A 23,034-nucleotide genomic window follows, 5' to 3' on the forward strand; every position below is an offset into this window, starting at 1 on the left:
GGCCGCTCCCACAAGGTGACGTGCGGTTAGAGGCTCAACCGCATCGACAGGTCCACCGCCTTCACATCTTTGGTCATGGCACCAATGGAGATGTAGTCCACGCCGGTTTCGGCGATTGGGCGCAAGGTCGTCTCGTTGATCCCGCCGCTGGCTTCCAGTTTGGCCTTGCCCGCGTTCAGGCGCACCGCTTCGCGCATATCGTCCATGCTCAACTCGTCGAGCATGATGATGTCGGCGCCTGCTGCCAGGGCCTCTTTGAGTTCGGCCAGGCTTTCGACTTCGATCTCTACCGGCTTGCCCGGGGCGATGTTATGCGCGGCAGTGATGGCCTGGGCGATGCCGCCGCAGGCTGCGATGTGGTTTTCCTTGATCAGGAATGCGTCGTACAGACCGATCCGGTGATTGTGGCAACCACCACAGGTCACGGCGTATTTCTGTGCCAGGCGCAAGCCCGGCAGGGTTTTGCGGGTGTCCAGCAACTTGACCTGAGTATCGGCCACTTGATCGGCCAGAAACTGAGCGTGGGTAGCAACGCCTGACAGCATTTGCAGGAAGTTGAGCGCGCTTCGTTCGCCACTGAGCAGCGAGCGCGCCGGGCCTTCAAGGTGGAACAACACCTGGTTGGGGCTCACGCGCTCGCCATCGGCGACCTGCCAGTGGACGGCGACCCGCGGATCAAGCTGGCGAAACACTGTATCGACCCACGCGGTGCCACTGATGACGGCGGCTTCACGGGTAATAATCGTGGCTTTGGCCAGACGTTCGGCCGGGATCAGCCGTGCGGTGATATCGCCGCTGCCAATGTCTTCAGCTAACGCACGGCGTACGTTGGCTTCGATTTCGGCAGTGAGGTCGGCCAGGCGTAAATTCGGCATAACGAGCTCCACAAACAAAGTGTGTCGATTATAGGGCCATGCCACAGGGGAACCCAAGGTGCGCCACCGTGCCCCGGGCAAATGCCTGCAATGTGCTTCTTTCGGCACTTTGAGCATTTTCTGCCGCCCCGCAATCATTCAAATGAAGAGTCCGCTGGTACAAGCGCCATCTTTTACAAGATAATCCGCCTTGCAATTGGCGCCATAGCTTTGACGTGCGGCCGTTGCCCTTAATTTCGATATGCCGGCGGGTGCGCAATGCACACGCCGGTTCTGCATGTGAGCGTTAAAAGTGGCCAGTGCCACCGGCGGTTCACCTGCGGGCGAAGAAACCATTCAGGGAGGCCAGGATGCAAAATGACGGGAAAGTGGGACCTGCCTACAGGGCCACTGCGGAGTTGGCGATGCACTCGCCGCTTGCCCGCCTGCCTGTGATCCTGTTGCAGGTGCATGACAAGGCTGCACAGCAGCTCAGATATGAGCTGCAGGTGCTGTTTGAAAATGCCGATGAAACCCTGTTTGAAATGGCAGACAAGGCGCAGAACGACACCGAACAGAGCCTGTTTTTTGAAGCCATGCGCGATGTGAGGCTCAAGCGCAAAAGTATTGAACGCGGCTTTCTTGAGCGGTTGTTCGATGCCTTTGTCCGGCTGGCCCAGCCCGATGCCAGTGAGCCTGCCTTGCAGGGTGTCGTCCCGGCGCAGGCGGTGTTTTCGCTGATGGCCAATGACCTTGAGCGCACTCAAGTGACCCATGCCATGGTGGAGCGGGTGCTGACCCGCAACCAGTTGTCCTTGTGCCAGCTGAGTGCGCGCCTCAATACCTTGAGCTGCCTGGCGCTGGATGAGCACAACAACCCGTTGGGCCCGGCGATGCTGTGTGAGTATTTTCTGCAGGCCGAGCGTGAGCAGGGCGTGGACATCAAGGTCAAGCTGATCATGCTGCGTTTGTTCGAGAAGTATCTGCTTAGCCAGACTGAACAACTGTACGCCGATGCCAACCAGTTATTGATCGCCACGGGCGTGCTGCCTGATCTGTCGGACAAGGCTTCATGCTGCGCCGCAAAAGTGGATGCGCTTGCGCAGGTGTCACCCGGGGCCAGCGGGGATACGAACAACCTGGTAGGGCTGTTGTTCGAGTACATCCGCGATGACCGCAACCTCTCACTGCCGCTGAAAAAACTGCTCGGATTGCTGCGCGGTCCTTTGCTCCAGATCGCGCAGCGCGATCAGAATTTTTTTAGCTGTGACAGCCATCCGGCCCGCCGCTTGCTGAACGTGATTGCGGGTGCGGCCATCGGGTGGGGTGCCAGCGCCGAAGACTGCAAAGATCCGCTCTTCCGGAAAATCGAGCACGTGGTGCTGCAAATGGCCCGGTATGCGAGCAACAACCCGGCGTTGCTTGAATCCTTGCTGCATGATTTTTCGATGTTTACCCGCGGTGAGAGCAGCCGCATCGAGCTGCTTGAACAGCGCACCCGCGATACCGAGCAGGCCCGTCGCCGGTCCGCGTTCCTGCCCAGCACGGTACAGCCATGGCCATTGCCGGTTCTGGACGAGCAGGGTCATCTGGGGCTGCTGTTGGTCAGTCAGCTGCGAATCGGGACCTGGATCGAACTCCAGGAAGATCAAACGGCGCGGCTGCGCTGCAAGCTGATCACGATTCTGGAACCCGGTGGTACGCATGTGTTCGTGAATCGGGCCGGGGCCAAGGTGCTGGAGAAAAGCCGCACCGATCTGATCGTCCAACTGCGCAGCGGCGCTATTTTACTGCTCGATGACCGGCTGCTGTTCGACCGGGCCCTGGAGTCGGTGATAGACAGTCTGCGTCAGTCCGGCGCCGAGTAATCGCGTACAGCGCAGATTGCTCCCCATCGACGTCCTCATCGCGGCATACTGGGCCTTTCGTTTTGCCTGTTGAAGGAGCCTGTATGCAGCTGGACCCCGCGAGCGGCTGGTGTCAAGGCGTGTGCCATTGCCCGTCGCCCAACTTCAATGCGCGCCCGAGCGGCGAAATCTCCCTGCTGGTTATCCACAACATCAGCTTGCCGCCGGGTCAGTTCGCCACCGGCAAGGTTCAGGCGTTCTTCCAGAACCGGCTGGACGTCACAGAACACCCTTACTTTGAAGGCATCAGCGAGCTCAGGGTCAGTGCGCACTTTTTGATCGAGCGTGATGGTACGGTTATCCAGTTTGTTTCCTGCCTGGATCGCGCCTGGCACGCGGGTGTTTCGAGTTTCGAGGGGCGCGAGGCCTGCAATGATTTTTCGTTGGGGATCGAGCTTGAGGGCACCGATGAACTGCCCTTTACGGATGCGCAGTACCAGGCGCTCATTGCCTTGACCCGGCAATTGCAGGCGGCTTATCCCGGCATCACCGGGCACAGGATTTGTGGCCATAGCGACGTGGCACCGGGGCGCAAGACTGATCCGGGGCCGGCTTTTGACTGGATGCGCTTTCGCAGCGCGTTGCAGCACACAGGAGAAATACAATGAGTTTTGTGGTGTTACTGCTGGCGATTCTGGTCGAGAAGTTCTCGGCTTTGCGTCAGCGTCTGCAGCGTGATGGCGGCTGGCTGCGCGAGCTGAACAAACTTGAAACCGGCTCCGGGTTTGGTAACAAGCCGTGGTGGGTGCTGATTATCCTTATTGCACTGCCCGCAGCGGTACTGGGGTTGCTGCTGGTGGTGCTGCAGCCTGTGGCTTATGGCTTGCTGGCCCTGCCGGTGCACCTGCTGGTGGTAATTTACAGTCTTGGGCGCGGGGACTTGCTGGGAGGGCTCGGGCCATTTCGCGATGCCTGGCGGCGCGGTGATTTGCAGGCCGCTGCCCATGTTGCCGAGCGCGACCTGAGCGTCAGTGCCGACAGCGGCGAGCAGTTGCTGGAGAAAGTGCAGGGCCATTTGTTGTGGCAGGCTTATCAAAGCTTCTTTGCGGTGATTTTCTGGTATTTCCTGCTGGGCCCCGTGGCGGCCTTGAGCTATCGCTTGCTGGCCCTGGCGGCAGAGCATGGCAAGAGCCCGGCCCTGGTTGAGCGTGCCGAGCAATTGCGTCATGCCTTTGACTGGTTGCCGGTTCGGTTGTTGGCGGCCAGTTTTGCACTGGTGGGCAATTTCGCGGCGGTCAGCCGGGTGATGCTCCATGAGTTGCTGAGCTGGGATATCAGCGCCGCACAACTGATCGACAAGGCCGGGTGTGCCGCCGCAGAAATCCCTGCGCCGCAAGTCGGGCCTGAAGGCGTGTCCAGCCTCGATACCCTCTGGGCCTTGCTCTTGCGGTCTGCGGTGCTGTGGTATGCGTGTTTTGCGGTGTGGGCGTTGTTGCTTTGACACCCCACAAGACCTGTAGCCGCTGACGAGCCCTGCGAGGCTGCGTCCGGGCGCGAAGCAGTCGCAAACCCGGTAACCGGGGTATGCCTGTAAGACCGGAGGGCATGGTTTTACGACTGCTGCGCCGCCGAACGCAGCCTCGCACTACTCGTCAGTGGCTACAGGGGTTGAGTCGGGTTCTTCCAGCCAAACAACTCACAGGCATTGGCCGTAGTGGCCTCGGCCAATTGCTCCGGGCTGATGCCCATCACTTGTGCCAGGGCCTGGCAAATTTCGGGCAGGTGCTGCGGGCTGTTGCGCTGGTTGGGGTACATGGCCGGTGCCATGTCGGGGGAATCGGTTTCCAGCACGATGGCGTCCAGGGGCAAATCGACGATCACTTTGCGCAGGCGCAAGGCCTGCGGCCAGGTGGCAGCACCACCGAGCCCCAGTTTGAACCCCAGTTTTATATACTCGCGCGCTTCTTCGCGGCTGCCGGCAAACGCATGCACAATCCCGCCCCGCTTTAGCTTGAAGCGCTTTAGCGTCGCAATCACCTGCGCATGGCTGCGCCGAACATGGAGCAGGGCGGGCAGCTGAAAGTCGGTGGCCAATTGCAACTGGGCTTCAAACAGCTGTTGCTGGCCGTCGCGGTCGAGTTCGGGAAGAAAGTAATCGAGGCCGATTTCACCCACGGCACACAGCTGCGGATGACCCGCCAGACGACCCAGCCATTGCTCAAGCTCTGCCAGATGCGCCGGGCGATGTTCGTTGAGGTACACCGGGTGCAAGCCAAACGCTGCATACAGCTGGCTATCGGTTTGGACCAGGTCCCACAGCCGCTGCCAGTTGCGCTGATAGACCCCCAGAACCACCATCTGCCCAACCTCCAGCGCTCGACTGCGCGCCAGTAACTGCGGGCGATCCGCGTCAAAGTCCGGGAAGTCGAGGTGGGTATGGGTATCGATCAGTCCCATGCTCAGGCCTGATGAATGCGCTGTTTGAAGGTTCGGGCAATCGCATGAATGCCGGGTACGTAGCTCTGCTCTTCAATCGCGGCCAAGGCCAGGTTCAGGGCTTTCTCGGCAATCAGCTTGTGCTGCTGCCCCATTGCATTGACGGGCAATGGCAGGAAGTCCAGCAACTGGGTGTCGCCAAAAGTGGCCAGGCGCAGTGGCGGGCGCTGGGTCGGGTGCTCCAGCAGCGCATCGAACATCCCTTGCAGCAGCACGTATGACGTGGTGATCAGCGCCTCGGGGAAGTGCCCCTGACGTGCCAGCAATGTGTCGATGATCCGGCGGCCGCATTCGCGGCTGAAGGCTGCGCCGTGTTCAATCAGCACTTCGCCTTTGAACCCTTCGACAGCTTGTCTGAACCCTGCTTCACGGGCCTGGCTGACGCTCAACTCGGGGCGTGCACCGATCAATACAATCTGGCGCGGTACCGGCTGCAACAGGCTGCGGGTCAATTGCAGGCTGGCCTCGCAGTCATCGCTGATGACCGAACAAAAGCGGTCGGGCTCCATGGTCCGGTCAATGGCAATGATCGGCATACCCAGGTCTTGCAGTATGCGGTAGCTGTCATCTTCTTCAGGCAAGCAACTGGCCACGAACAGTGCGTCGCAACGACGGGCGCGGAACAACTTGAGCAACTGGCGCTCACTGTCCGGGGCGTCGTCGGAGCTGGCGATCAGCAATTGATAACCGCGAGCGCGGGCGCCTTGTTCTAGCTGTTTGGCCAGGCGCGCATAACTCGGGTTTTCGAGGTCCGGGAGGATAAACCCCAGCGTGCGTGTGTGCCGGCTGCGCAGCCCGGCGGCCTGCGGGTTAGGAGTAAAGCCATGCTCTTCGACCACAGCGCGCACGCGCTCGACCGTGCTGCTGCTGATGCGCTGCTGTTCGGCTTTTCCATTGATGACATAGCTGGCAGTCGTTACGGAAACACCTGCCAATTGAGCGATATCACTGAGTTTCACGCCGAAAATTCCTTATTTTTTGTAGTACGTGTCGACATTCTGGCCAATCCTAACCGATAAAGGCAGCCGACCATCGTCTGCCATACGGGAACTGTACTTTTTCGCGGTATCAGCCCACTGGCGCCGGTCAATGCGAAAGGTTGGGCTTCAAGCGCGAGCAATTATGCAGTAACGTGCCGGGTATTCTTGATTAAACGTTTCAGCAGGCGTGTTTAAAGGTGCTTGCCCCGGTAGCGATGTGCTTGCCACACATCATCTGACACAGTCCGGGATGAGCGTCCTAAGCTGACCTCATTCAAAACAATACCTGGTGCCATGAAGTACCAGAAAAGGAGAACGCATGCTCGAGCTCACCATAGAGCAGATTTCCATGGGCCAAACGGCTGTGGATAAGTCTGCGGCGCTGCAATTGCTCGCCGATAAACTGGTTGCCGATGGCTTGGTGGCCGAAGGTTATCTGAGCGGCTTGCAAGCGCGTGAGGCTCAGGGTTCGACCTTTTTGGGCCAGGGCATTGCAATCCCCCATGGCACGCCTGAAACCCGCGAGCTGGTCTTTACCACGGGTGTGCGTTTGCTTCAGTTCCCCGAAGGGGTGGATTGGGGCGATGGCCAAATCGTGTACCTGGCCATTGGTATTGCGGCCAAGTCCGACGAGCACCTGCGTTTGCTGCAATTGCTGACCCGTGCCTTGGGCGAAACCGATCTGGGCGAAGCCCTGCGCCGTGCCGGTTCAGCTGAAGCCTTGCTCAAACTGCTTCAGGGCGCACCGCAAGAACTGGCGCTTGACGCTCAGATGATTGGCCTCGGCGTGTCAGCCGATGACTTCGAAGAACTGGTATGGCGTGGTGCACGTTTGTTGCGTCAGGCAGATTGCGTGAGCAACGGTTTTGCCGCCGTATTGCAGCAAGTCGACGCGCTGCCGCTGGGTGATGGCCTGTGGTGGCTGCACAGCGAGCAAACGGTCAAGCGCCCGGGGCTGGCGTTTGTGACCCCGGACAAACCAATGCGCTACCTGGGCCAGCCGCTGAGCGGTCTGTTCTGCCTGGCCAGCCTGGGCGAAGCCCATCAGGCCTTGCTGGAGCGTTTGTGTGCGCTGCTGATTGCCGGCCGTGGTCACGAGCTGGGCCGTGCCACCAGCCGTCGTGCGGTGCTGGAAGTGCTGGGCGGCGAGCTGCCGGCTGACTGGCCGAGTGCCCGTATCACCCTGGCCAACGCCCACGGCCTGCATGCACGCCCGGCCAAGGTCCTTGCGCAACTGGCCAAAAGTTTTGAAGGCGATATCCGCGTCAGAATCGTCGATGGCCAGGACTCGGCAGTCTCTGCCAAGAGCTTGAGCAAGTTGCTGAGCCTGGGTGCGCGTCGCGGCCAAATACTCGAGTTTGTCGCCGAGCCGAGCATTGCCAACGATGCCTTGCCCGCGCTACTGGCTGCGGTGGAAACGGGGTTGGGTGAAGAGGTCGAGCCTCTGCCGACCGTCACCGACGCGGCGCCCGGCGTGGCCGAAATCGCCACACTCATCACGGCCCCCGTTGCCGGTAGCGTGGTTCAGGCCATTGCGGCCTCGCCCGGTATTGCGATTGGCCCGGCCCACATTCAAGTGTTGCAAACCTTCGATTACCCGCTGCGTGGCGAGTCGTCGGTGGTTGAGCGCGAGCGCCTGAAAAATGCCCTGGGCGAGGTGCGTCAGGATATTGAAGGCCTGATTGCGCGCAGCCAGTCCAAGGCTATTCGTGAGATTTTCATCACCCACCAGGAAATGCTCGACGACCCGGAACTGACCGACGAAGTCGATTCGCGCCTCAAACAGGGCGAAAGTGCCGAAGCTGCGTGGATGTCAGTGATCGAAGCCGCCGCGCGCCAGCAAGAGTCCTTGCAGGATGCGCTGCTGGCCGAACGGGCCGCCGACCTGCGTGACATCGGCCGCCGTGTCCTGGCCCAGTTGTGTGGCGTTGAAACCCCGGCCGAACCTGATCAGCCTTATGTACTGGTGATGGACGAAGTAGGCCCGTCGGATGTGGCGCGCCTTGATCCTGCGCGGGTTGCGGGCATTTTGACTGCCCGTGGCGGTGCCACTGCGCACAGCGCCATCGTCGCCCGCGCGCTGGGCATCCCGGCATTGGTGGGTGCCGGCGAAGCGGTGCTGTTGCTGGCGCCCGGTACTGAATTGCTGATTGATGGCCAGCGTGGTCGTTTGCACGTGTCACCGGATGTCGACGCCTTGCAGCGCGCCACGCAAGAGCGCGACAGCCGCGAGCTGCGTTTGCTGGCCGCCTCCGCCCAGCGCCATGAGCTGGCCGTGACCCTTGATGGTCACGCGGTCGAAGTGTTCGCCAATATCGGTGAAAGCAAAGGCGTGGCCGGTGCAGTCGAGCAGGGCGCCGAGGGCATTGGCCTGCTGCGCACCGAGCTGATTTTCATGGCCCATTCCCAGGTGCCGGACGAGGCCACTCAAGAAGCGGAATACCGCCGCGTACTCGACGGCCTGAACGGCCGGCCGCTGGTGGTTCGCACCCTGGACGTGGGCGGCGACAAACCGTTGCCGTACTGGCCGATCGAGAAAGAAGAAAACCCGTTTTTGGGCGTACGTGGCATTCGCCTTACGCTGCAACGCCCCCAAGTGATGGAAAGCCAGTTACGCGCGTTGCTGCGCTCGGCGGACAACCGCCCGCTGCGCATCATGTTCCCGATGGTGGGCAGCGTGGCCGAATGGCGGGCCGCTCGCGACATGACCGAGCGTCTGCGACTGGAAATCCCGGTGGCTGACCTGCAACTGGGGATCATGATCGAAGTCCCGTCCGCAGCCTTGCTGGCGCCAGTGCTGGCCAAGGAAGTGGACTTTTTCAGCGTCGGCACCAACGACCTGACCCAATACACCCTGGCCATCGACCGCGGTCACCCGACCTTGTCGGCTCAGGCCGACGGCCTGCACCCGGCGGTGCTGCAACTGATCGACATCACCGTACGTGCCGCCCATGCCCACGGCAAATGGGTGGGTGTGTGCGGCGAACTGGCGGCCGACCCTCTGGCGGTACCGGTACTGGTCGGCCTGGGGGTGGATGAGTTGAGCGTTTCGGCGCGCAGCATTCCTGAGGTCAAGGCGCGGGTACGCGAACTGAGCATGGAGCGCCTCAAAACCCTGGCTGAACAAGCCTTGAGCCTGGGTAGCCCGGAAGAAGTGCGTGCACTGGTGGAGGCGCTCTAATGGCCAGAGTATTGACGATCACCCTCAACCCGGCACTGGACCTGACCGTGCGCCTTGGGCATCTGGCGCCGGGCGAGGTCAATCGCAGCCCGTTGATGTTGACCCATGCGGCGGGCAAGGGCGTCAACGTCGCGCAAGTGCTGGCTGACCTGGGCCATACCCTGACCGTGAGCGGCTTTTTGGGGGAAGACAATCAACAGGCATTCGATGCGCTGTTCAAGCGGCGCGGCTTTGTCGATGCCTTCATCCGCGTACCGGGTGAAACCCGCATCAATATCAAGCTCGCCGAAGACGATGGCCGCGTCACCGACCTTAACGGGCTTGGGCCGCAGGTCAGCGCCCAGGCGCAGCAAGCCTTGCTCGACACCCTCGACCAGATTGCCGTGGGGCATGACGCGGTCGTTGTGGCCGGCAGCTTGCCCCAGGGCATCAGCCCACAGTGGTTGCGCGACCTGGTGCTGCGTTTGAAGGCGCTGGGCCTGAAAGTGATTCTGGACACCAGCGGTCAGGCCTTGAAAGAAGGCCTCACGGCCGGTCCGTGGCTGATCAAGCCCAACACCGAAGAGCTCAGCGACGCGCTGGGCCGAGACATCAGCAGCCTTGAGGCCCAGATTGCAGCGGCCAGCCGTTTGCAGGCGCAAGGCGTTGAGCATGTGGTTATTTCCCATGGTGCCGATGGCGTGAACTGGTTCAGCAGCGGCCCGGCCTTGCAGGCGTTGCCGCCCAAAGTCAGCGTAGCCAGCACGGTAGGCGCAGGCGACTCGCTGCTGGCGGGCATGGTCCATGGCTTGCTCAGCGGCCACAGCCCCGAACAGACCTTGCGCACCGCCACCGCCATTGCGGCCATGGCGGTCACCCAGATTGGTTTTGGTATCAGCGATGCGGCGCGCCTGGCGACGCTTGAAGGCGGCGTCAGCGTTCGCCCCCTGACAGAAGAATAAGAGGGATACACATGAAATTAGCCATTGTGACGGGCTGCCCTAACGGCATGGTGACCAGCGTGCTGTGTGCCCGTCTGCTCGATGCTGCGGCGCAGCGTCAGGGTTGGAGCACCAGCGTTGAAGTGCACGACCCCAAACACCCTGAACGCCAGTTGTCGGCGGCCACTATCGATGAAGCCGAATGGGTATTGCTGGTTAGCAGCACCCCGTTGGACATGCAGCGGTTTATCGGCAAACGGGTCTTTCAGAGCACCCCGGCCCAGGCCCTGCAAGATGTAGAAGCGGTCTTGCTGCGCGGGGTTCAGGAGGCACAAGTCTATGTCGCCCCTGCGCCCTCATCGGCCCCGGTCGAAAGCGAGAAGCGCGCGCCTAAAATCGTTGCTATCACCGCGTGCCCGACCGGCGTGGCACACACCTTCATGGCGGCCGAGGCCTTGCAGCAGGCGGCCAAGCGTTTGGGCTACGAGCTGCAGGTGGAAACCCAGGGCTCAGTCGGTGCGCGCAACCCGTTGAGCGCCGAAGCCATTCGTGACGCCGACGTGGTGCTGCTGGCGGCAGATATCGAAGTGCCTACAGAGCGCTTCGCAGGCAAAAAGATTTACCGCTGTGGCACCGGCATCGCCCTCAAACAAGCCGAAGCCACGCTGAACAAGGCATTGAGCGAAGGTCAGCAAGAGAGCGCCGCTACGGGCGGCTCGGGCCCGGCCAAGCAAGAAAAGGCCGGGGTCTACAAGCATTTGCTGACCGGCGTGTCGTTCATGTTGCCGATGGTGGTGGCGGGCGGTTTGATGATCGCGTTGTCCTTCGTGTTCGGCATCACGGCTTATAAAGAGCCGGGTACGTTGGCTGCAGCCCTGATGCAAATCGGTGGTGATGCGGCGTTCAAACTGATGGTTCCGCTGCTGGCGGGCTACATCGCCTATTCGATTGCCGACCGTCCGGGCCTGGCGCCGGGAATGATTGGCGGCCTGTTGGCGAGCACCTTGGGCGCCGGGTTTATCGGCGGGATCATCGCCGGCTTTATCGCGGGCTACTGCGCCAAGGCGATCAATCGCTATCTGCAATTGCCGCAAAGTCTGGAAGCGTTGAAGCCGATTTTGATCATCCCGTTGTTTGCCAGCCTGTTTACCGGTCTGGTGATGATCTACGTGGTGGGCAAACCGGTTGCCGGGATGCTTGAAGGTTTGACCCACTTCCTCGACAGCATGGGCACCACCAACGCCATCCTGTTGGGTGTGTTGCTGGGCGGCATGATGTGTGTCGATTTGGGCGGGCCGATCAACAAGGCGGCGTATGCGTTTTCGGTAGGGCTGCTGGCCTCACAAAGTTATGCACCGATGGCGGCGACCATGGCGGCGGGTATGGTGCCACCTATCGGGTTGGGGATTGCGACCTTCCTGGCGCGACGCAAATTTGCCCAGACCGAGCGCGAGGCCGGCAAAGCGGCGTTGGTGCTGGGGCTGTGCTTTATTTCTGAAGGCGCGATCCCGTTTGCTGCCAAAGACCCGCTGCGGGTTATCCCGGCGAGCATTCTGGGCGGTGCGTTGACGGGTGCATTGTCGATGTACTTCGGCTGCAAACTGATGGCGCCGCACGGTGGTTTGTTCGTGCTGCTGATCCCGAACGCGATCAACCATGCGCTGCTGTACTTGCTGGCGATTGTGGCGGGCAGTCTGGTTACGGCGGTGGTGTATGCGGTGATCAAGCGGCCGGAGCCGGTGGAGATGGCGCTGGAGGTGGCCAAGGCGTAAACAGCCAGAGCCCCTCACCCCAGCCCTCTCCCGGAGGGAGAGGGAGCCGATTGGGGGATATTTGAAGATGTCGTCAGTCTGAAGGCACTGAGTTGAATCCGGAATCGACTCGGTCAGTCCCCTCTCCCTCCGGGAGAGGGTGAGGGGCCTTTCAGTGCCTCAGCCACATGCCATATCTCCTGCAAAACTCCCCGCATCTCCTTCAGTACCTGTCGGTTACGGTTAGACGATGTTGCGGATCAGCCCTGCCCCTTGGAGAGAGGGTTGGGATGTGGATAAAAAGATCAGTACACATCCCGCCGATAACGCCCTTGCTCGATCAGTTTATCCACAGCGTGCGCACCCAGCAGGTCGGTCAGCGCCTGATCCACACCCGCTGCCATGCCTTGCAGGCTGCCGCAGATGTAAATGGCGGCACCGTCTGCCAGCCATTGGCGCACTTCATCGCCACGCTCACGCAAGCGATCCTGCACGTAGACCTTCTGTGCCTGATCCCGCGAAAACGCCAGATCCAGATGCGTCAGATCACCGCTGGCCAGCCAGCCTTGCAGCTCATCACGGCAGTAGAAGTCGTGCTCGGCATTGCGTTCGCCAAAGAACAGCCAGTTGCGCTGCTGCCCTTGGGCAATCCGCGCCTTGAGCAAGCTGCGCAGCCCCGCCAGACCGGTGCCATTCCCCAGCAGAATCAGCGGGCAGGGCTCGGCAGGCAGATGGAAGCCGCTGTTGCGCCGCACCCGCAGGCTGATTGCCGAACCGATGTCGGCATGTTCCGTCAGCCAGCCTGAACCTATCCCCAGGCTGCCATCCGCATGCCGCTCCTGACGCACGATCAATTGCAGCAAGCCGTCTTCAGGGATCGAAGCAATGGAGTACTCGCGCATGTTCAGCGGGATTAACGCGTCGACCAGTGCCTGGGCGTGCATGCCCACCAGATGGCCGCGGTTTTCCGGCAGCTGGCGACCCGCCAGTGCCTGGGCCAGGGTTTCTTGCAGACCGTCCAGTTGCACCGGGGTGTCAGCCGACAGGCCCAGGCCGTCAAGAAAGTGCTCAACCGCCCAGGCGGACTGTCTTGGCATGACTTCCACCAGATCTCCGGCCTGCCAGGACATACCGCTTGCGGGTGCGCTGAGCCCCAACATGTAAACCCCTGAGCCGCTGCTGCCGGGGTTGAGCAATTGGCGTTGCTCAAGGCTCCAGTTGTTGTAGCCCGGAGCCTGCCAGTTGGCGCTCGGCGCGCCGCCCGTGAGCTGGCTGAGCTGTTGCTGCCACTGATGAAGCGCCTCGGCATCACCGCTGTCGACCTGCACCGGGCTAAACAGCGCTTGCGCCCCACGTTCGCTCAGCCATTGCTGGACCCGGGTGGCAAAACCACAAAAGTGCGGGTATTGGCGGTCGCCCAGCGCCAGCACGGAATACTTGAGCGTGTTCAGCCCCAAAGGCTGGCCGAGAATTTTGCGTTCAAAACCACGTGCGCTGTCGGGCGCTTCCCCATCGCCAAAGGTGCTGACCACAAACAGAGCGTTGCTCGCCTGTTGCAAGTCGTCTTCGCTGAGCGCCCCCAAGGGCTGAACCCGCACCGGCAAACCGGCAGCCTGCAGTTGTCCGGCAGTCTGCCAGGCCAATTGTTCGGCAAAGCCGCTCTGGCTGGCAAAGCCGATCAACCATGACGGTGCATCGTTGTTTACAGCAGCAAAACCCTGGCGTGCCTGTTTGATCTGACGCTTTTTACGACGGCGGTCCAGGTACAGCAGCCAGCCAGTAATGAAGAACAGCGGCATGGTCAGGCTGGCGATGGTCACCAGGATTCGACCGGTCAGGCCCCAGTAGCTGCCCACATGGAGTGCGTAAATGCTGCTGAGCAATTGTGCCTTGTAGCTTTTGTCTTCGAAGCGGTCGTGTTTCTTTACCGCGCCGGTGGCTGGGTCGAGCGTGATCTGGTTGAACGCACGCTCGTGGGGCGAGCTGTTGAGCAGGTAAAACACCGTTGCCGGCTGCCCTGCCACAGGGGGCATACGCACGTTGTACAGGCTCAGGTCCGGGCCGGCGGCTTTTTGGATGCTGGCCCAGATGGCGTCGTAGTCGGCAACCGGTGCCGGCCCGGCAGGCCCTGGCTGGCCGCGTCCGCCTTTGCGTTGCTCGCTGTTGGGTGTGTCTGAAAACAGCTTTTGCAGGCCTTTGTTGTACCACTCGTAGGACCACGACAAACCGGTCAGGGCGGCCAGAAGGTAAAAGATCATGCACCAGGTGCCAGCGACCGCGTGCAGGTCCCAGTTAAAGCTGCGGCCTTTTTTCGCCCAGTCCAGTGTCAGCCAGGCCCGCCAGTTCAGCGCCTTGCGCGGCCAGCGCAGGTACAGGCCTGACAGGCAGAAGAAAATCAGCATCAGGGTACAGGCGCCGGTGATCTGGCGACCGGTTTGGCCCATGGCCAGAAAGCGGTGCAGTTGCAGCATCAGGTCGAAGAAGCCTTGCCCGCTGGCATCACCCTGGTAGGCGCCGGTATAAGGGTCGACGTAGCGCAATTGACCACGGCGCTCGCCCGGTGGCGGGGTGAAGAAAATGCGCGCGGCAGTGCCACTGTCCACGCCCACCCACAGCATTGAAACCTGTTTGCCTTCGGTGGCCTCGACCCTGCGCACCAGCTCGGCGGGAGGCAGCACGCCGCTGTCGAGTTTCTCGACCTTGAGTACCGAAGGGTTGAGCAAGTTCAGCAATTCGTCCTGAAACGATACCGTGGCGCCGGTGATCCCCATCAGGGCCAGCACCAGCCCTGCGGTGATCCCGAAAAACCAGTGCAGCTGAAAAAGTGTTTTCTTAAACACGACGACCGCCTTGCTTGCTCAATTGAATGCTTCAGGATTTGTAGCCGCTGACGAGGCACGAGGCTGCGATGGGCTGCGCAGCGGCCCCCGTCGGCGGTCCTGCGGCCCGCATCGCAGCCTCGTGCCTCGTCAGCGGCTACACAAAAGCCCCGACCATCAGATGGGCGGGGCTCTGTACAGCTCAGCTTCGGATTAGAAGTGGAAGCTGGTGGTCAACAAGGCGGTACGGCCTGCTGCCTGGCTTGCAAAATGCGAAGCATAGGCTTTGTCGTAGTAGGTCTTGTCGGTCAGGTTTTGCACGTTCAGTTGCAGGTCGATGTTTTTGGTCAGCTTGTAGCTGGCCATCGCGTCGTAGCGGGTGTAGGCCGGGACGTAAACAGTGTTGGCGGTGTCGCCGTACACTTCGTCCACGTAGAACGCGCCGCCACCGATAGTCAGCTTCGGCATGACTTCATAAGTTGTCCACAGGCTGAAGGAGTTTTTCGGCGTGTTCGGCATTTCGTTGCCTTTGTCCGAACCCGCGCTTACTACGCCATTACGGCCCTTCAAACCCGAGTCAACCAGCTCGCTTTTCAGGTAGCTGTAACCGGCGAACACCTGCCATTTTTCAGTGATTTTGCCGCTGGCCGATAGTTCCAGACCGTCAACGCGAGATTCCCCGGCGTTTTGGTACGTTCCGGTATCAACCAGAACGCGAGTGTTTTTCTTCTCGGTACGGAACACCGCAGCTGTCAGAGACAGACGATCCTGGAACACGTTCCACTTGGTGCCCAGCTCATAGTTAACAGTTTCTTCAGGCTTCAGTTCGCTGCTGACGGTACTCCCCGGCGTGACCAGAGTGTTACCTTCTGCGCCTTCACCGACTAGTCCGCCTGGCGGTGTAGCAGAGGTCGCGTAAGAAGCGTAAACGCTACCGTTCTCTAGCGGTTTCCAAACCAGACCAGCCTGCCAGTTGAAGAATTGGCTGTCGTTGGTGGCTTGTGTTTTACCTGCTGCTGCATGGGTGTTAGCCGTGGTGTCAAACGCGTCGTAACGCAAACCAGCATTTAACAGCCACTTTGGATCAAGTTCGATCGTGTCGAACACGTAGGCTGCTTTGGTCACGCCAACGGTGTTGGTGCCGTTGTAGTTACGAGTTTCAGTACCGGTCCAAACATCGTTTGGATTAGGGTTGGATAGTGAGGTGCACTGCCCACCGCTGTTGCCGACTTTGTCCAATGTGCAGTTAGGGTTGCTGTTTGGGCTGACGGTATAACTGCTGACGCGTGTTTCTTCACGAGTAAATTCAACACCCGTGGAGTAGCTGTGTTTGAAGCCCAGCGCCTGGAAGTTACCAAATAGATCAGTCTGGTTAGTGGTGGTTTCAGTCGTCGAGACTCGGGAGTTGGCTCGGCGCCATACCGTACCGTATTTGTTGACGTTAAATTTACTGTCGTCTGGCTGGGTCAGGATGTAGTCCTGACCGGTGTTGCCATGACGGAAGGTGTTTTTCACAGTCATCGAATCGTTTAGGTCGTGCTCAAACGAGATGGTGCTGATATCGGCGCGGGTCTTGCGGAAGTCACGGTCTTTAAGGCCGTAGAAGTTTTTGCTGTTGCCGCCGTCGTCCGGTTTGTCATGGACGTGGCTCGTGGCCGTTGGAGAGCTATAGCCATAGGGAATGCCGGAGTCCGGGAGGTCATTGCTTTCCAGGTGGTAGTAGCTGAGGTTCAGGCGGGTGTCTGTGCCCAGACCGAAAGTCAGCGATGGCGCTACGCCCCAACGGTCGTAGTTGATCGAGTCACGGCCGGCTACATTTTGTTCGTGGCTCAACAGGTTAAGGCGGAACGCTGCGTTATCGAGGAACTGACGGTTAATATCAACGGTATAGCGACGGGTCTGGTCAGAACCGTAAGTGAAACCACCATTGGTGAAGTCAGCCTGTTTAGGCAGCTTGCTAACCAGGTTCAAACTGCCGCCAGCTGATCCACGCCCCCCAAAAGACGAGTTCGGGCCTTTGCTGACTTCGATGGATTCAACGTCAAAAATCTCGCGGCTCTGGCCGCCGGTATCGCGTACGCCATCAAGGTAAGTATCGCCCTGTGCATCAAAACCACGGATAAACGGACGGTCGCCCTGTGGGTTGCCGCCTTCGCCTGCGCCGAAGGTGATGCCCGGAACGGTGCGCAACGCGTCTTGCAGCGAGGTGGCTGCGGTGTCTTGCAGCACTTGCTGGGGGATTACGGTGACGGAGCGCGGGGTGTCGATCAGTGGTGCGGTGTACTTCTGGGAGCTGGCCTTCTCGACCTGATACGACTTTTGATCTTGAGCTTCGCCAGTAACAGTGGTCGCGCCCAGGGAAATACTGCTGCCTTGAGCTTTGCTATCAGTGCTTTCTGCAGCCTGAGCCATGTGGGCTGCCGAGGTCGCGGTGATAGCGACACCGATGGCCGAAGCCAGCAGGCGAGGTGAGCTGACAGGTATTTTTATTGGTTGGCGCGACATGTGAAGATCCCTTCCCCCAGAATTTGAGTCGCGAAATATAGTGCAAACAATTCTGGCTATCAATTGAGATGCATTACTATTAGCGCTAAATTTACAATCTTTACAATTTGCCTTTACGGTTTTTTCACACTCGTTCGTCTATGCGCGCTTAACAGGGTTTTACACATCCAATAAGAATCAATATCATTGCCATCCCTTTGCTATCAGGTGCTGCGTCATGTTGCTGCATATCCCCGGCTTGTTCTCCCGCGAAGAAGTGCAGCGCATCCGTGAGGCGCTGGAGCAAACTGAGTGGGCCGACGGCAAAATCACCGCTGGCTTTCAGTCGGCCAAGGCCAAGCACAATCTGCAACTGCCCGAAGACCATCCGTTAGCCAAGGAAATCGGCGTTGCGATGATCGACCGGTTGTGGAAAAACCCGCAGTTCATGTCCGCGGCCTTGCCGCACAAGGTCTTCCCGCCTTTAGTGAACTGCTACACCGGGGGCGGCAGTTTTGACTTTCATATCGATAACGCTGTACGCCAGCCCAAAGGCAGCCCCGAGCGAGTGCGCACCGACCTGTCGGCGACCCTGTTTTTCAGCGAGCCTGAAGACTACGACGGCGGGGAGTTGGTGATTCAGGACACCTACGGCGTGCAGCAGGTCAAATTGCCTGCTGGCGATATGGTGCTTTACCCCGGTACCAGTTTGCACAAGGTCAATGCCGTCACCCGTGGTGCACGTTTTGCGTCGTTTTTCTGGACCCAAAGCCTGGTGCGCGAAGACAGCCAGCGTACGTTGCTGTTTGAAATGGACGGCGCGATTCAGCAATTGACCCGTGATGTCCCCGACCATCCCTCGCTGATCCAGCTCACGGGCACGTATCACAACCTGTTGCGTCGCTGGGCTGAGGTGTAACCCATGAGCTTTCAACTACGCCGCGAAGAAGTGCTCGATGGCGATCAACTGAGCGCCATGCTGGCTGAAAACCCGGCGAAAGCCGCCCAGGCCATTTTGATGGCGGCCAAGCAAGGCATCGTCGACGGTCAGGCACTGCTGGGGCAGATTTTGCTCGACGGGCAGGGGATCAAAGGTGATCCCGTGCTGGCTAAGCGCTGGTTTCAGATCGCGGCAAATGAAGGCCACCTGATGGCCCGTAACATGCTCGGACGTTGCTGGGAACATGGCTGGGGCGGGCCCGTCGATTTCACGCTGGCCAGTCTTGAATATCGGCAAGCGGCAGAGGGCGGGCTGGATTGGGCGCTCTACAATTACGCCAATTTGCTGGCGACCGGTCGCGGTGTGGCACAAGACCAGAGCGCGGCTTTCAAGCTGTATTGGGTGGCGGCACAGGCCGGCCATGCCAAGTCGATGAACCTGGTGGGCCGTTACCTTGAAGAGGGCGTGCATTGCCCGGGTGATAAACAGGCAGCGTGCTTTTGGTACGAACGCTCGGCCCAGGGCGGTGATTTTCGTGGCCAGTTCAGCCATGCCTCGGTACTGGCAGAGTCCGGGAATGTTGATGAAGCGTTGGTCTGGTTTGAGCGCGCACTGGCGGGAGGCAATCTGAACTTCTTGCGAGTGAGTTACCAGGCCCTGCTGGAGGCCAAAGAGCCTCGTGTCAGCGCAATGAGCGACCTTTGGCAAGCGCGTATCAATACACTCCAGGGCAGCAACGACTGATAATGATTACGTCGCTGCGGGTCATGCTCGTACGCGGCGTTTTAGCATGTTCGCGTGGGAACTGGTTTGTTTCGGTACGTATTCTTTTTTGTTTTTGTCGTTGTCTTACAAGTTGCCGAGTCGTGTTGTAATTGATTAATGCTCTTTAAAGACTGATTCTGTTTTGGCAGGATAATTATTTAAAGGGAATTACTATGCAAGGTGATAATCACGCCCTCGTTGAACGTATTGAAGATGCCAGGCCACTTGAAGAAATGACTTCCCTGGAGGCGGCCATTTATTTGCCGTCCCAGTATATTCAGGTGCTGGCGGGCGAGAAAAATGCTGCGGTTTCAAAGGATGAGTTGGGGTTTATTATCCGGCGCAGTGATATACACAGTGTCCGTGCTTATGTGCGTGAATCGCGGGCATTACCGGTCGATTACAATAAAATCGTGGCCTGGTTCGGGGCTAATACGCAGGCCGTACCGGGGCTCGAGCCTGCGAGTATTCAGTCGTTTCATCAGCGTGTTGTGCAACACGCCGGAACATGGTCGGCGCTGGAGCGTGATACAAAAGAGCTCAGTCGGCAACTCAACAGATTCTCGGACAGTTTCATTACGACAGCTAACGGTATTATTGAGCTGATCAATAAAATTGAATTCGAACGTTTTCTCACCGGTACGCTTGATGAATTGACCGAGGCGGAAGAAGCCGTACTGAAGACAAAGGTTCTGAACTCAACGGAGCTTAAAGCGGTACGTATTGTCCGGGAGTACGTGCTGTTGATTAAAAAAGATACCGATTCCTATATCAATAAAGCCACTGCCGTGGGTGCGTTGGCAGCCGAGTTTGAGCGAGTGCTGTCGGACGAATTGATTCACGAAATAAACAGCAAGCTTGATGCGTATGCGAAGGCAGTGCACTCCAAGGAGCGCGAAGCGTTAGTTGCACGAATTCAAGAGCTGGACAGTGAAATCGAGCAGTTGATCAAGGACTATAAGTCTCAAGTGTTGTATGGCCATTCAGGGGTTTTTCTAGGGCCCATCGGATTAGCCATCACGGGTGGGATATTTGGAGCGAAAGCTGAAGCCACACGCGCCCGAAAAAACAAACTGATTGCCGAGCGCGAGATCGCGTGCCAGGGCACTCAGGAGCAAGAGAGGCTGGCCATGGTGCTGGATGCCACTCAGCAGCGTTTTACAGATTTGCGCAGCCGTATGCTCGGCGCCGAGCAGGGGGCCAAACAGTTGGCGCAAGTATGGGGCTACATTGGCAAATACCTCGATGAAGCCGCCTATCAGTTGGAGGGTGTGGATGACCTTGCCCGGCTACACAGGTTCAAACTTGATTTTTCACAACTGTTGAATCCCTGGACGCGTGTTAAAGACTATAGCGTACAGATATCCAACGCTTTCAATGAAATTATCGATGAGCGTCTTTGAATAAGGACTGGATTCATGAATAGGGAAGTTGGACTAATGGATTATGAAAACCCTGATATGCCGGGTGTTTTTGCCGGCCTGAAAAAATTCAATACGGTGGCGGTTAATCGTGAATACGATTTTATTCCATCGTTACAAGAACGTTTGAATTTGGCAGCCAGAAGTTTGAGTCATGGGGCGCGCACTATTGTCGACCAGATACGTCATCTTGATGTGGTCGTTGAAAATTCGGGGTTCGATGCGCTGCTGGAACAATGGGTTGCCATTCAGGCACACACTGAATTAACTGCAGAAACACAAACTTCTGCGAACAATGCACTCAATGACACCTGTGCCCAGCGGATAAGCCGCATCGTGAGTGCTGTCGGGGCAGCAAAAGAGCTCATCGTACTGCGGGCGGGTGAGGGTGAAGGGTTAAATCTGGATCACTACTCTGATCCGTTGCTCGCTTATGACGTGGCAAGGCTCGAAGAGATGGAACTGCAGGCTGTCACGCTGCAGGTAGAAGAAGACAAGTTGCGTGCGGATAAACAGGTCATAGACGCCGCAGTCACTGTCCTTCAAGCCCGAACATGGCTTGATCATATAAGGGATTTACTGCCGACCGCTGAACAAACTCAGGCGCTTGTAACTTCGGCGTTGGTTGGAAAGGCGGAGGCGGATGTGGTGGTGGCTGCCATTGATCGCGTTACGCTGTATCTGGGCTTTTTTGACGGTGGTTATAGGTTGTTTAATTTGACCCAGGCGCGCAACAAAATAACCGACAAGTTATCTGACTTGAGAGTCCTGAAAAACAAAAACATGACAGACGCTAGAGTATTGAAAGAGCGTGCAGAAAAAATAAGGCGGCATGCTGAGCTGGTTGAGGCTCGGGCGTACTGGGTTCACAACATGAGGCTGGTTGCCAAGGGGCTTGCTGTGTTTATCGCCCGGGTTCATTCGACAACTGAAGTGAATGAGAACTCGATGCAGCAGGCATCGGTAGAGCTGGCAGGGTTTCAGCGCTTCTTGCGTAGCATCAGTCGCTAGGCGGTAATGACAGCCCCCCGGACGCTTGTCCGGGGGGCATGTATTTACAGGTAGAAAGACTTGAGCGGCGGGAAGCCATTGAACTCAACGGCGCTGTAGCTGGTGGTGTAGGCGCCGGTCGATAGCCAGTACAGACGATCACCGATAGCCAGGTTCAGTGGCAGACCGTACTTGTAGTTTTCGTACATGATGTCGGCGCTGTCGCACGTTGGGCCGGCAATGACGACTTCTTCCATTTCGCCTTTCTTTTCAGTCCAGATCGGAAACTTGATGGCTTCGTCCATGGTTTCGATCAGGCCAGAGAATTTGCCCACGTCGGTGTAAACCCAACGCTCCACGGCGGTGCGGGATTTACGCGCTACCAGTACCACTTCACTGACCAGAATACCGGCGTTGGCAATCAGCGAACGGCCCGGCTCCAGAATGATTTCTGGCAGGTCGTCACCGAAGTCTTCCTTCAGGAAGCGAATGATTTCTTCAGCGTAGGTTTCCAGGCTGTTGGTGCGGGTGATGTAGTTGGCCGGGAAGCCGCCGCCCATGTTGATCAGCTTGAGGACGATGCCGTCTTCTTCTTTCAGGCGCTCGAAGATCACTTTGACCTTGGCAATGGCCGCATCCCACACGCTGATATCGCGTTGCTGGGAGCCCACGTGGAACGAAATGCCGTAAGGCACCAGGCCCAGGTCACGGGCCAGGATCAGCAGATCCATTGCCATGTCGGTCTGGCAGCCAAATTTGCGCGACAAAGGCCAGTCAGCCGTCGTCGAGCCTTCGGTCAGGATCCGCACGTAGATTTTCGAGCCCGGAGCGGCCTTGGCGATGTTGCGCAGGTCGGCTTCGGAGTCGGTGGAGAACAGGCGCACGCCCTTCTCGTAGAAGTAGCGAATGTCTTTGGATTTTTTGATGGTGTTGCCGTAGCTGATGCGATCCGGGCCAACGCCACGGTCCATCACTTTGTCCAGCTCGTAGATCGACGCAATGTCGAAGCTCGAACCTTTATCGCGCAGCAGGTCGATGATTTCGACAGCCGGGTTGGCTTTAACGGCGTAGTACACCTTGGCAAAGTCGAAGCCTGCACGCAGGTCATCGTAAGCCTTGCTGATCATGGCCGTGTCGATCACCACGAACGGGGTTTCCTGGGTGTCTGCGAAGGCCTTCATTTTGTTGAAGGTATCGCGCGCGTAATAGTCTTCGACCTTGATCGACATGCTGTGGGACTCCTAGTGGCAAACGTCATAAATAAATGGGCGCAACTGAACATCCTCCGTATCCCCACTTTGGTTCGCCTACTTCCCAAGGCATGTCCGCCGAAAGCAAATAAGGTAAATGGACCTTGCTGTCTCGTCGTCAGTACTTGAGCCGGATGGATCGTTTCCAGCATGGATGTTCGGCGCGAACTTTAGGGCGTGATGACACATTGTTCAACAAAAAAATGTCGCCTTTCTGCACGATTTCGTCGTGGGTAAATGTCAGCTATTTAAGTAACCGACCTTTATGACGTTATGGAGTTCGCTCAGGAGAGAGTTGAGCGATGAGAAGGGATTAATTCCGGGGCAAGCCTGAGC

At 58.6% G+C, this 23,034-nt stretch carries 16 protein-coding genes; 10 read left to right on the top strand and 6 right to left on the bottom strand.

Annotation, left to right across the window (positions count from 1 at the left end; translation table 11 throughout):
* Positions 1-26: 26 nt before the first annotated feature.
* Entirely contained in the window at positions 27-875 is an 849-nt protein-coding gene (nadC, locus tag BLW11_RS07815) for a carboxylating nicotinate-nucleotide diphosphorylase (RefSeq protein WP_048359244.1), read from the bottom strand.
* Positions 876-1,279: 404 nt separating this feature from the next.
* Here nadC and BLW11_RS07820 point away from each other — a divergent pair, with 404 nt between their 5' ends.
* The 3 genes from BLW11_RS07820 to ampE all read left to right on the top strand — a co-directional run bounded on the left by BLW11_RS07820 (position 1,280) and on the right by ampE (position 4,202).
* A complete protein-coding gene (locus tag BLW11_RS07820; RefSeq protein ID WP_420912200.1) occupies positions 1,280-2,722 on the top strand; it encodes a DUF1631 family protein in 1,443 nt (480 codons plus the stop codon).
* An 83-nt stretch (positions 2,723-2,805) separates the two neighbouring features.
* Positions 2,806-3,369, top strand: coding sequence for a 1,6-anhydro-N-acetylmuramyl-L-alanine amidase AmpD (gene ampD / locus BLW11_RS07825; protein WP_048359242.1), 564 nt, complete (start codon positions 2,806-2,808; stop codon positions 3,367-3,369).
* Entirely contained in the window at positions 3,366-4,202 is an 837-nt protein-coding gene (gene ampE, locus BLW11_RS07830; protein ID WP_048359241.1) for a regulatory signaling modulator protein AmpE, read from the top strand. The genes ampD and ampE overlap by 4 nt, the downstream gene beginning before the upstream one ends.
* 158 nt (positions 4,203-4,360) lie before the next feature.
* On the opposite strand, the gene BLW11_RS07835 is transcribed toward ampE, so the two are convergent.
* A complete protein-coding gene (locus BLW11_RS07835; RefSeq protein WP_048359240.1) occupies positions 4,361-5,158 on the bottom strand; it encodes a TatD family hydrolase in 798 nt (265 codons plus the stop codon).
* 2 nt (positions 5,159-5,160) lie between these two features.
* Positions 5,161-6,156, bottom strand: coding sequence for a catabolite repressor/activator (gene cra / locus BLW11_RS07840; RefSeq protein WP_048359239.1), 996 nt, complete (start codon positions 6,154-6,156; stop codon positions 5,161-5,163).
* Positions 6,157-6,496: 340 nt separating this feature from the next.
* Between cra and ptsP the strand changes: the two genes are divergently transcribed.
* The 3 genes from ptsP to BLW11_RS07855 are packed head-to-tail and all read left to right on the top strand — an operon-like array spanning position 6,497 to position 12,050.
* Positions 6,497-9,358, top strand: coding sequence for a phosphoenolpyruvate--protein phosphotransferase (gene ptsP / locus BLW11_RS07845; protein ID WP_048359238.1), 2,862 nt, complete (start codon positions 6,497-6,499; stop codon positions 9,356-9,358).
* Entirely contained in the window at positions 9,358-10,299 is a 942-nt protein-coding gene (gene pfkB / locus BLW11_RS07850; protein WP_048359237.1) for a 1-phosphofructokinase, read from the top strand. The genes ptsP and pfkB overlap by 1 nt, the downstream gene beginning before the upstream one ends.
* An 11-nt stretch (positions 10,300-10,310) precedes the next feature.
* Positions 10,311-12,050 (top strand): PTS fructose-like transporter subunit IIB, encoded by a 1,740-nt coding sequence (locus BLW11_RS07855; protein ID WP_048359236.1) that lies wholly within the window; start codon positions 10,311-10,313, stop codon positions 12,048-12,050.
* A gap of 284 nt (positions 12,051-12,334) precedes the next feature.
* On the opposite strand, the gene BLW11_RS07860 is transcribed toward BLW11_RS07855, so the two are convergent.
* Together BLW11_RS07860 and BLW11_RS07865 are read right to left on the bottom strand one after the other, a co-directional pair.
* A complete protein-coding gene (locus tag BLW11_RS07860) occupies positions 12,335-14,869 on the bottom strand; it encodes a sulfite reductase flavoprotein subunit alpha (protein WP_048359235.1) in 2,535 nt (844 codons plus the stop codon).
* Positions 14,870-15,061: 192 nt separating this feature from the next.
* Positions 15,062-17,353 carry a TonB-dependent receptor gene (locus BLW11_RS07865; RefSeq protein ID WP_048359234.1) on the bottom strand — a complete coding sequence of 764 codons (2,292 nt, stop codon included), beginning with the start codon at positions 17,351-17,353 and terminating at the stop codon, positions 15,062-15,064.
* Positions 17,354-17,570: 217 nt separating this feature from the next.
* On the opposite strand from BLW11_RS07865, the gene BLW11_RS07870 reads away from it, so the two are divergent.
* The 4 genes from BLW11_RS07870 to BLW11_RS07885 all read left to right on the top strand — a co-directional run bounded on the left by BLW11_RS07870 (position 17,571) and on the right by BLW11_RS07885 (position 21,469).
* Positions 17,571-18,251: a Fe2+-dependent dioxygenase gene (locus BLW11_RS07870; RefSeq protein WP_048359233.1), complete on the top strand. Its 681-nt coding sequence runs from the start codon at positions 17,571-17,573 to the stop codon at positions 18,249-18,251.
* Positions 18,252-18,254: 3 nt separating this feature from the next.
* Positions 18,255-19,016: a tetratricopeptide repeat protein gene (locus BLW11_RS07875; RefSeq protein WP_048359232.1), complete on the top strand. Its 762-nt coding sequence runs from the start codon at positions 18,255-18,257 to the stop codon at positions 19,014-19,016.
* A gap of 194 nt (positions 19,017-19,210) precedes the next feature.
* Positions 19,211-20,440, top strand: coding sequence for an alpha-xenorhabdolysin family binary toxin subunit A (locus tag BLW11_RS07880; RefSeq protein ID WP_048359231.1), 1,230 nt, complete (start codon positions 19,211-19,213; stop codon positions 20,438-20,440).
* A gap of 15 nt (positions 20,441-20,455) precedes the next feature.
* On the top strand, positions 20,456-21,469 hold the full coding sequence (locus BLW11_RS07885) for an alpha-xenorhabdolysin family binary toxin subunit B (RefSeq protein ID WP_048359230.1): 1,014 nt from the start codon (positions 20,456-20,458) through the stop codon (positions 21,467-21,469).
* A gap of 44 nt (positions 21,470-21,513) precedes the next feature.
* On the opposite strand, the gene BLW11_RS07890 is transcribed toward BLW11_RS07885, so the two are convergent.
* Positions 21,514-22,677: a type III PLP-dependent enzyme gene (locus BLW11_RS07890; RefSeq protein WP_048359229.1), complete on the bottom strand. Its 1,164-nt coding sequence runs from the start codon at positions 22,675-22,677 to the stop codon at positions 21,514-21,516.
* Positions 22,678-23,034: the final 357 nt, after the last annotated feature.

The sequence above is a fragment of the Pseudomonas deceptionensis genome, assembly GCF_900106095.1.
GTDB lineage: Bacteria > Pseudomonadota > Gammaproteobacteria > Pseudomonadales > Pseudomonadaceae > Aquipseudomonas > Aquipseudomonas deceptionensis.

Excerpts from the sequence above, each read along its gene's own strand:
- BLW11_RS07835 (WP_048359240.1), bottom strand. The coding sequence starts at position 5,158 with ATGGGACTGATCGATACCCATACCCACCTCGACTTCCCGGACTTTGAC.
- ptsP (WP_048359238.1), top strand. The coding sequence starts at position 6,497 with ATGCTCGAGCTCACCATAGAGCAGATTTCCATGGGCCAAACGGCTGTG.
- BLW11_RS07885 (WP_048359230.1), top strand. The coding sequence starts at position 20,456 with ATGAATAGGGAAGTTGGACTAATGGATTATGAAAACCCTGATATGCCG.
- pfkB (WP_048359237.1), top strand. The coding sequence starts at position 9,358 with ATGGCCAGAGTATTGACGATCACCCTCAACCCGGCACTGGACCTGACC.
- BLW11_RS07880 (WP_048359231.1), top strand. The coding sequence starts at position 19,211 with ATGCAAGGTGATAATCACGCCCTCGTTGAACGTATTGAAGATGCCAGG.
- BLW11_RS07855 (WP_048359236.1), top strand. The coding sequence starts at position 10,311 with ATGAAATTAGCCATTGTGACGGGCTGCCCTAACGGCATGGTGACCAGC.
- nadC (WP_048359244.1), bottom strand. The coding sequence starts at position 875 with ATGCCGAATTTACGCCTGGCCGACCTCACTGCCGAAATCGAAGCCAAC.
- BLW11_RS07820 (WP_420912200.1), top strand. The coding sequence starts at position 1,280 with ATGCACTCGCCGCTTGCCCGCCTGCCTGTGATCCTGTTGCAGGTGCAT.
- ampD (WP_048359242.1), top strand. The coding sequence starts at position 2,806 with ATGCAGCTGGACCCCGCGAGCGGCTGGTGTCAAGGCGTGTGCCATTGC.
- BLW11_RS07875 (WP_048359232.1), top strand. The coding sequence starts at position 18,255 with ATGAGCTTTCAACTACGCCGCGAAGAAGTGCTCGATGGCGATCAACTG.
- BLW11_RS07865 (WP_048359234.1), bottom strand. The coding sequence starts at position 17,353 with ATGTCGCGCCAACCAATAAAAATACCTGTCAGCTCACCTCGCCTGCTG.
- BLW11_RS07870 (WP_048359233.1), top strand. The coding sequence starts at position 17,571 with ATGTTGCTGCATATCCCCGGCTTGTTCTCCCGCGAAGAAGTGCAGCGC.
- BLW11_RS07890 (WP_048359229.1), bottom strand. The coding sequence starts at position 22,677 with ATGTCGATCAAGGTCGAAGACTATTACGCGCGCGATACCTTCAACAAA.
- ampE (WP_048359241.1), top strand. The coding sequence starts at position 3,366 with ATGAGTTTTGTGGTGTTACTGCTGGCGATTCTGGTCGAGAAGTTCTCG.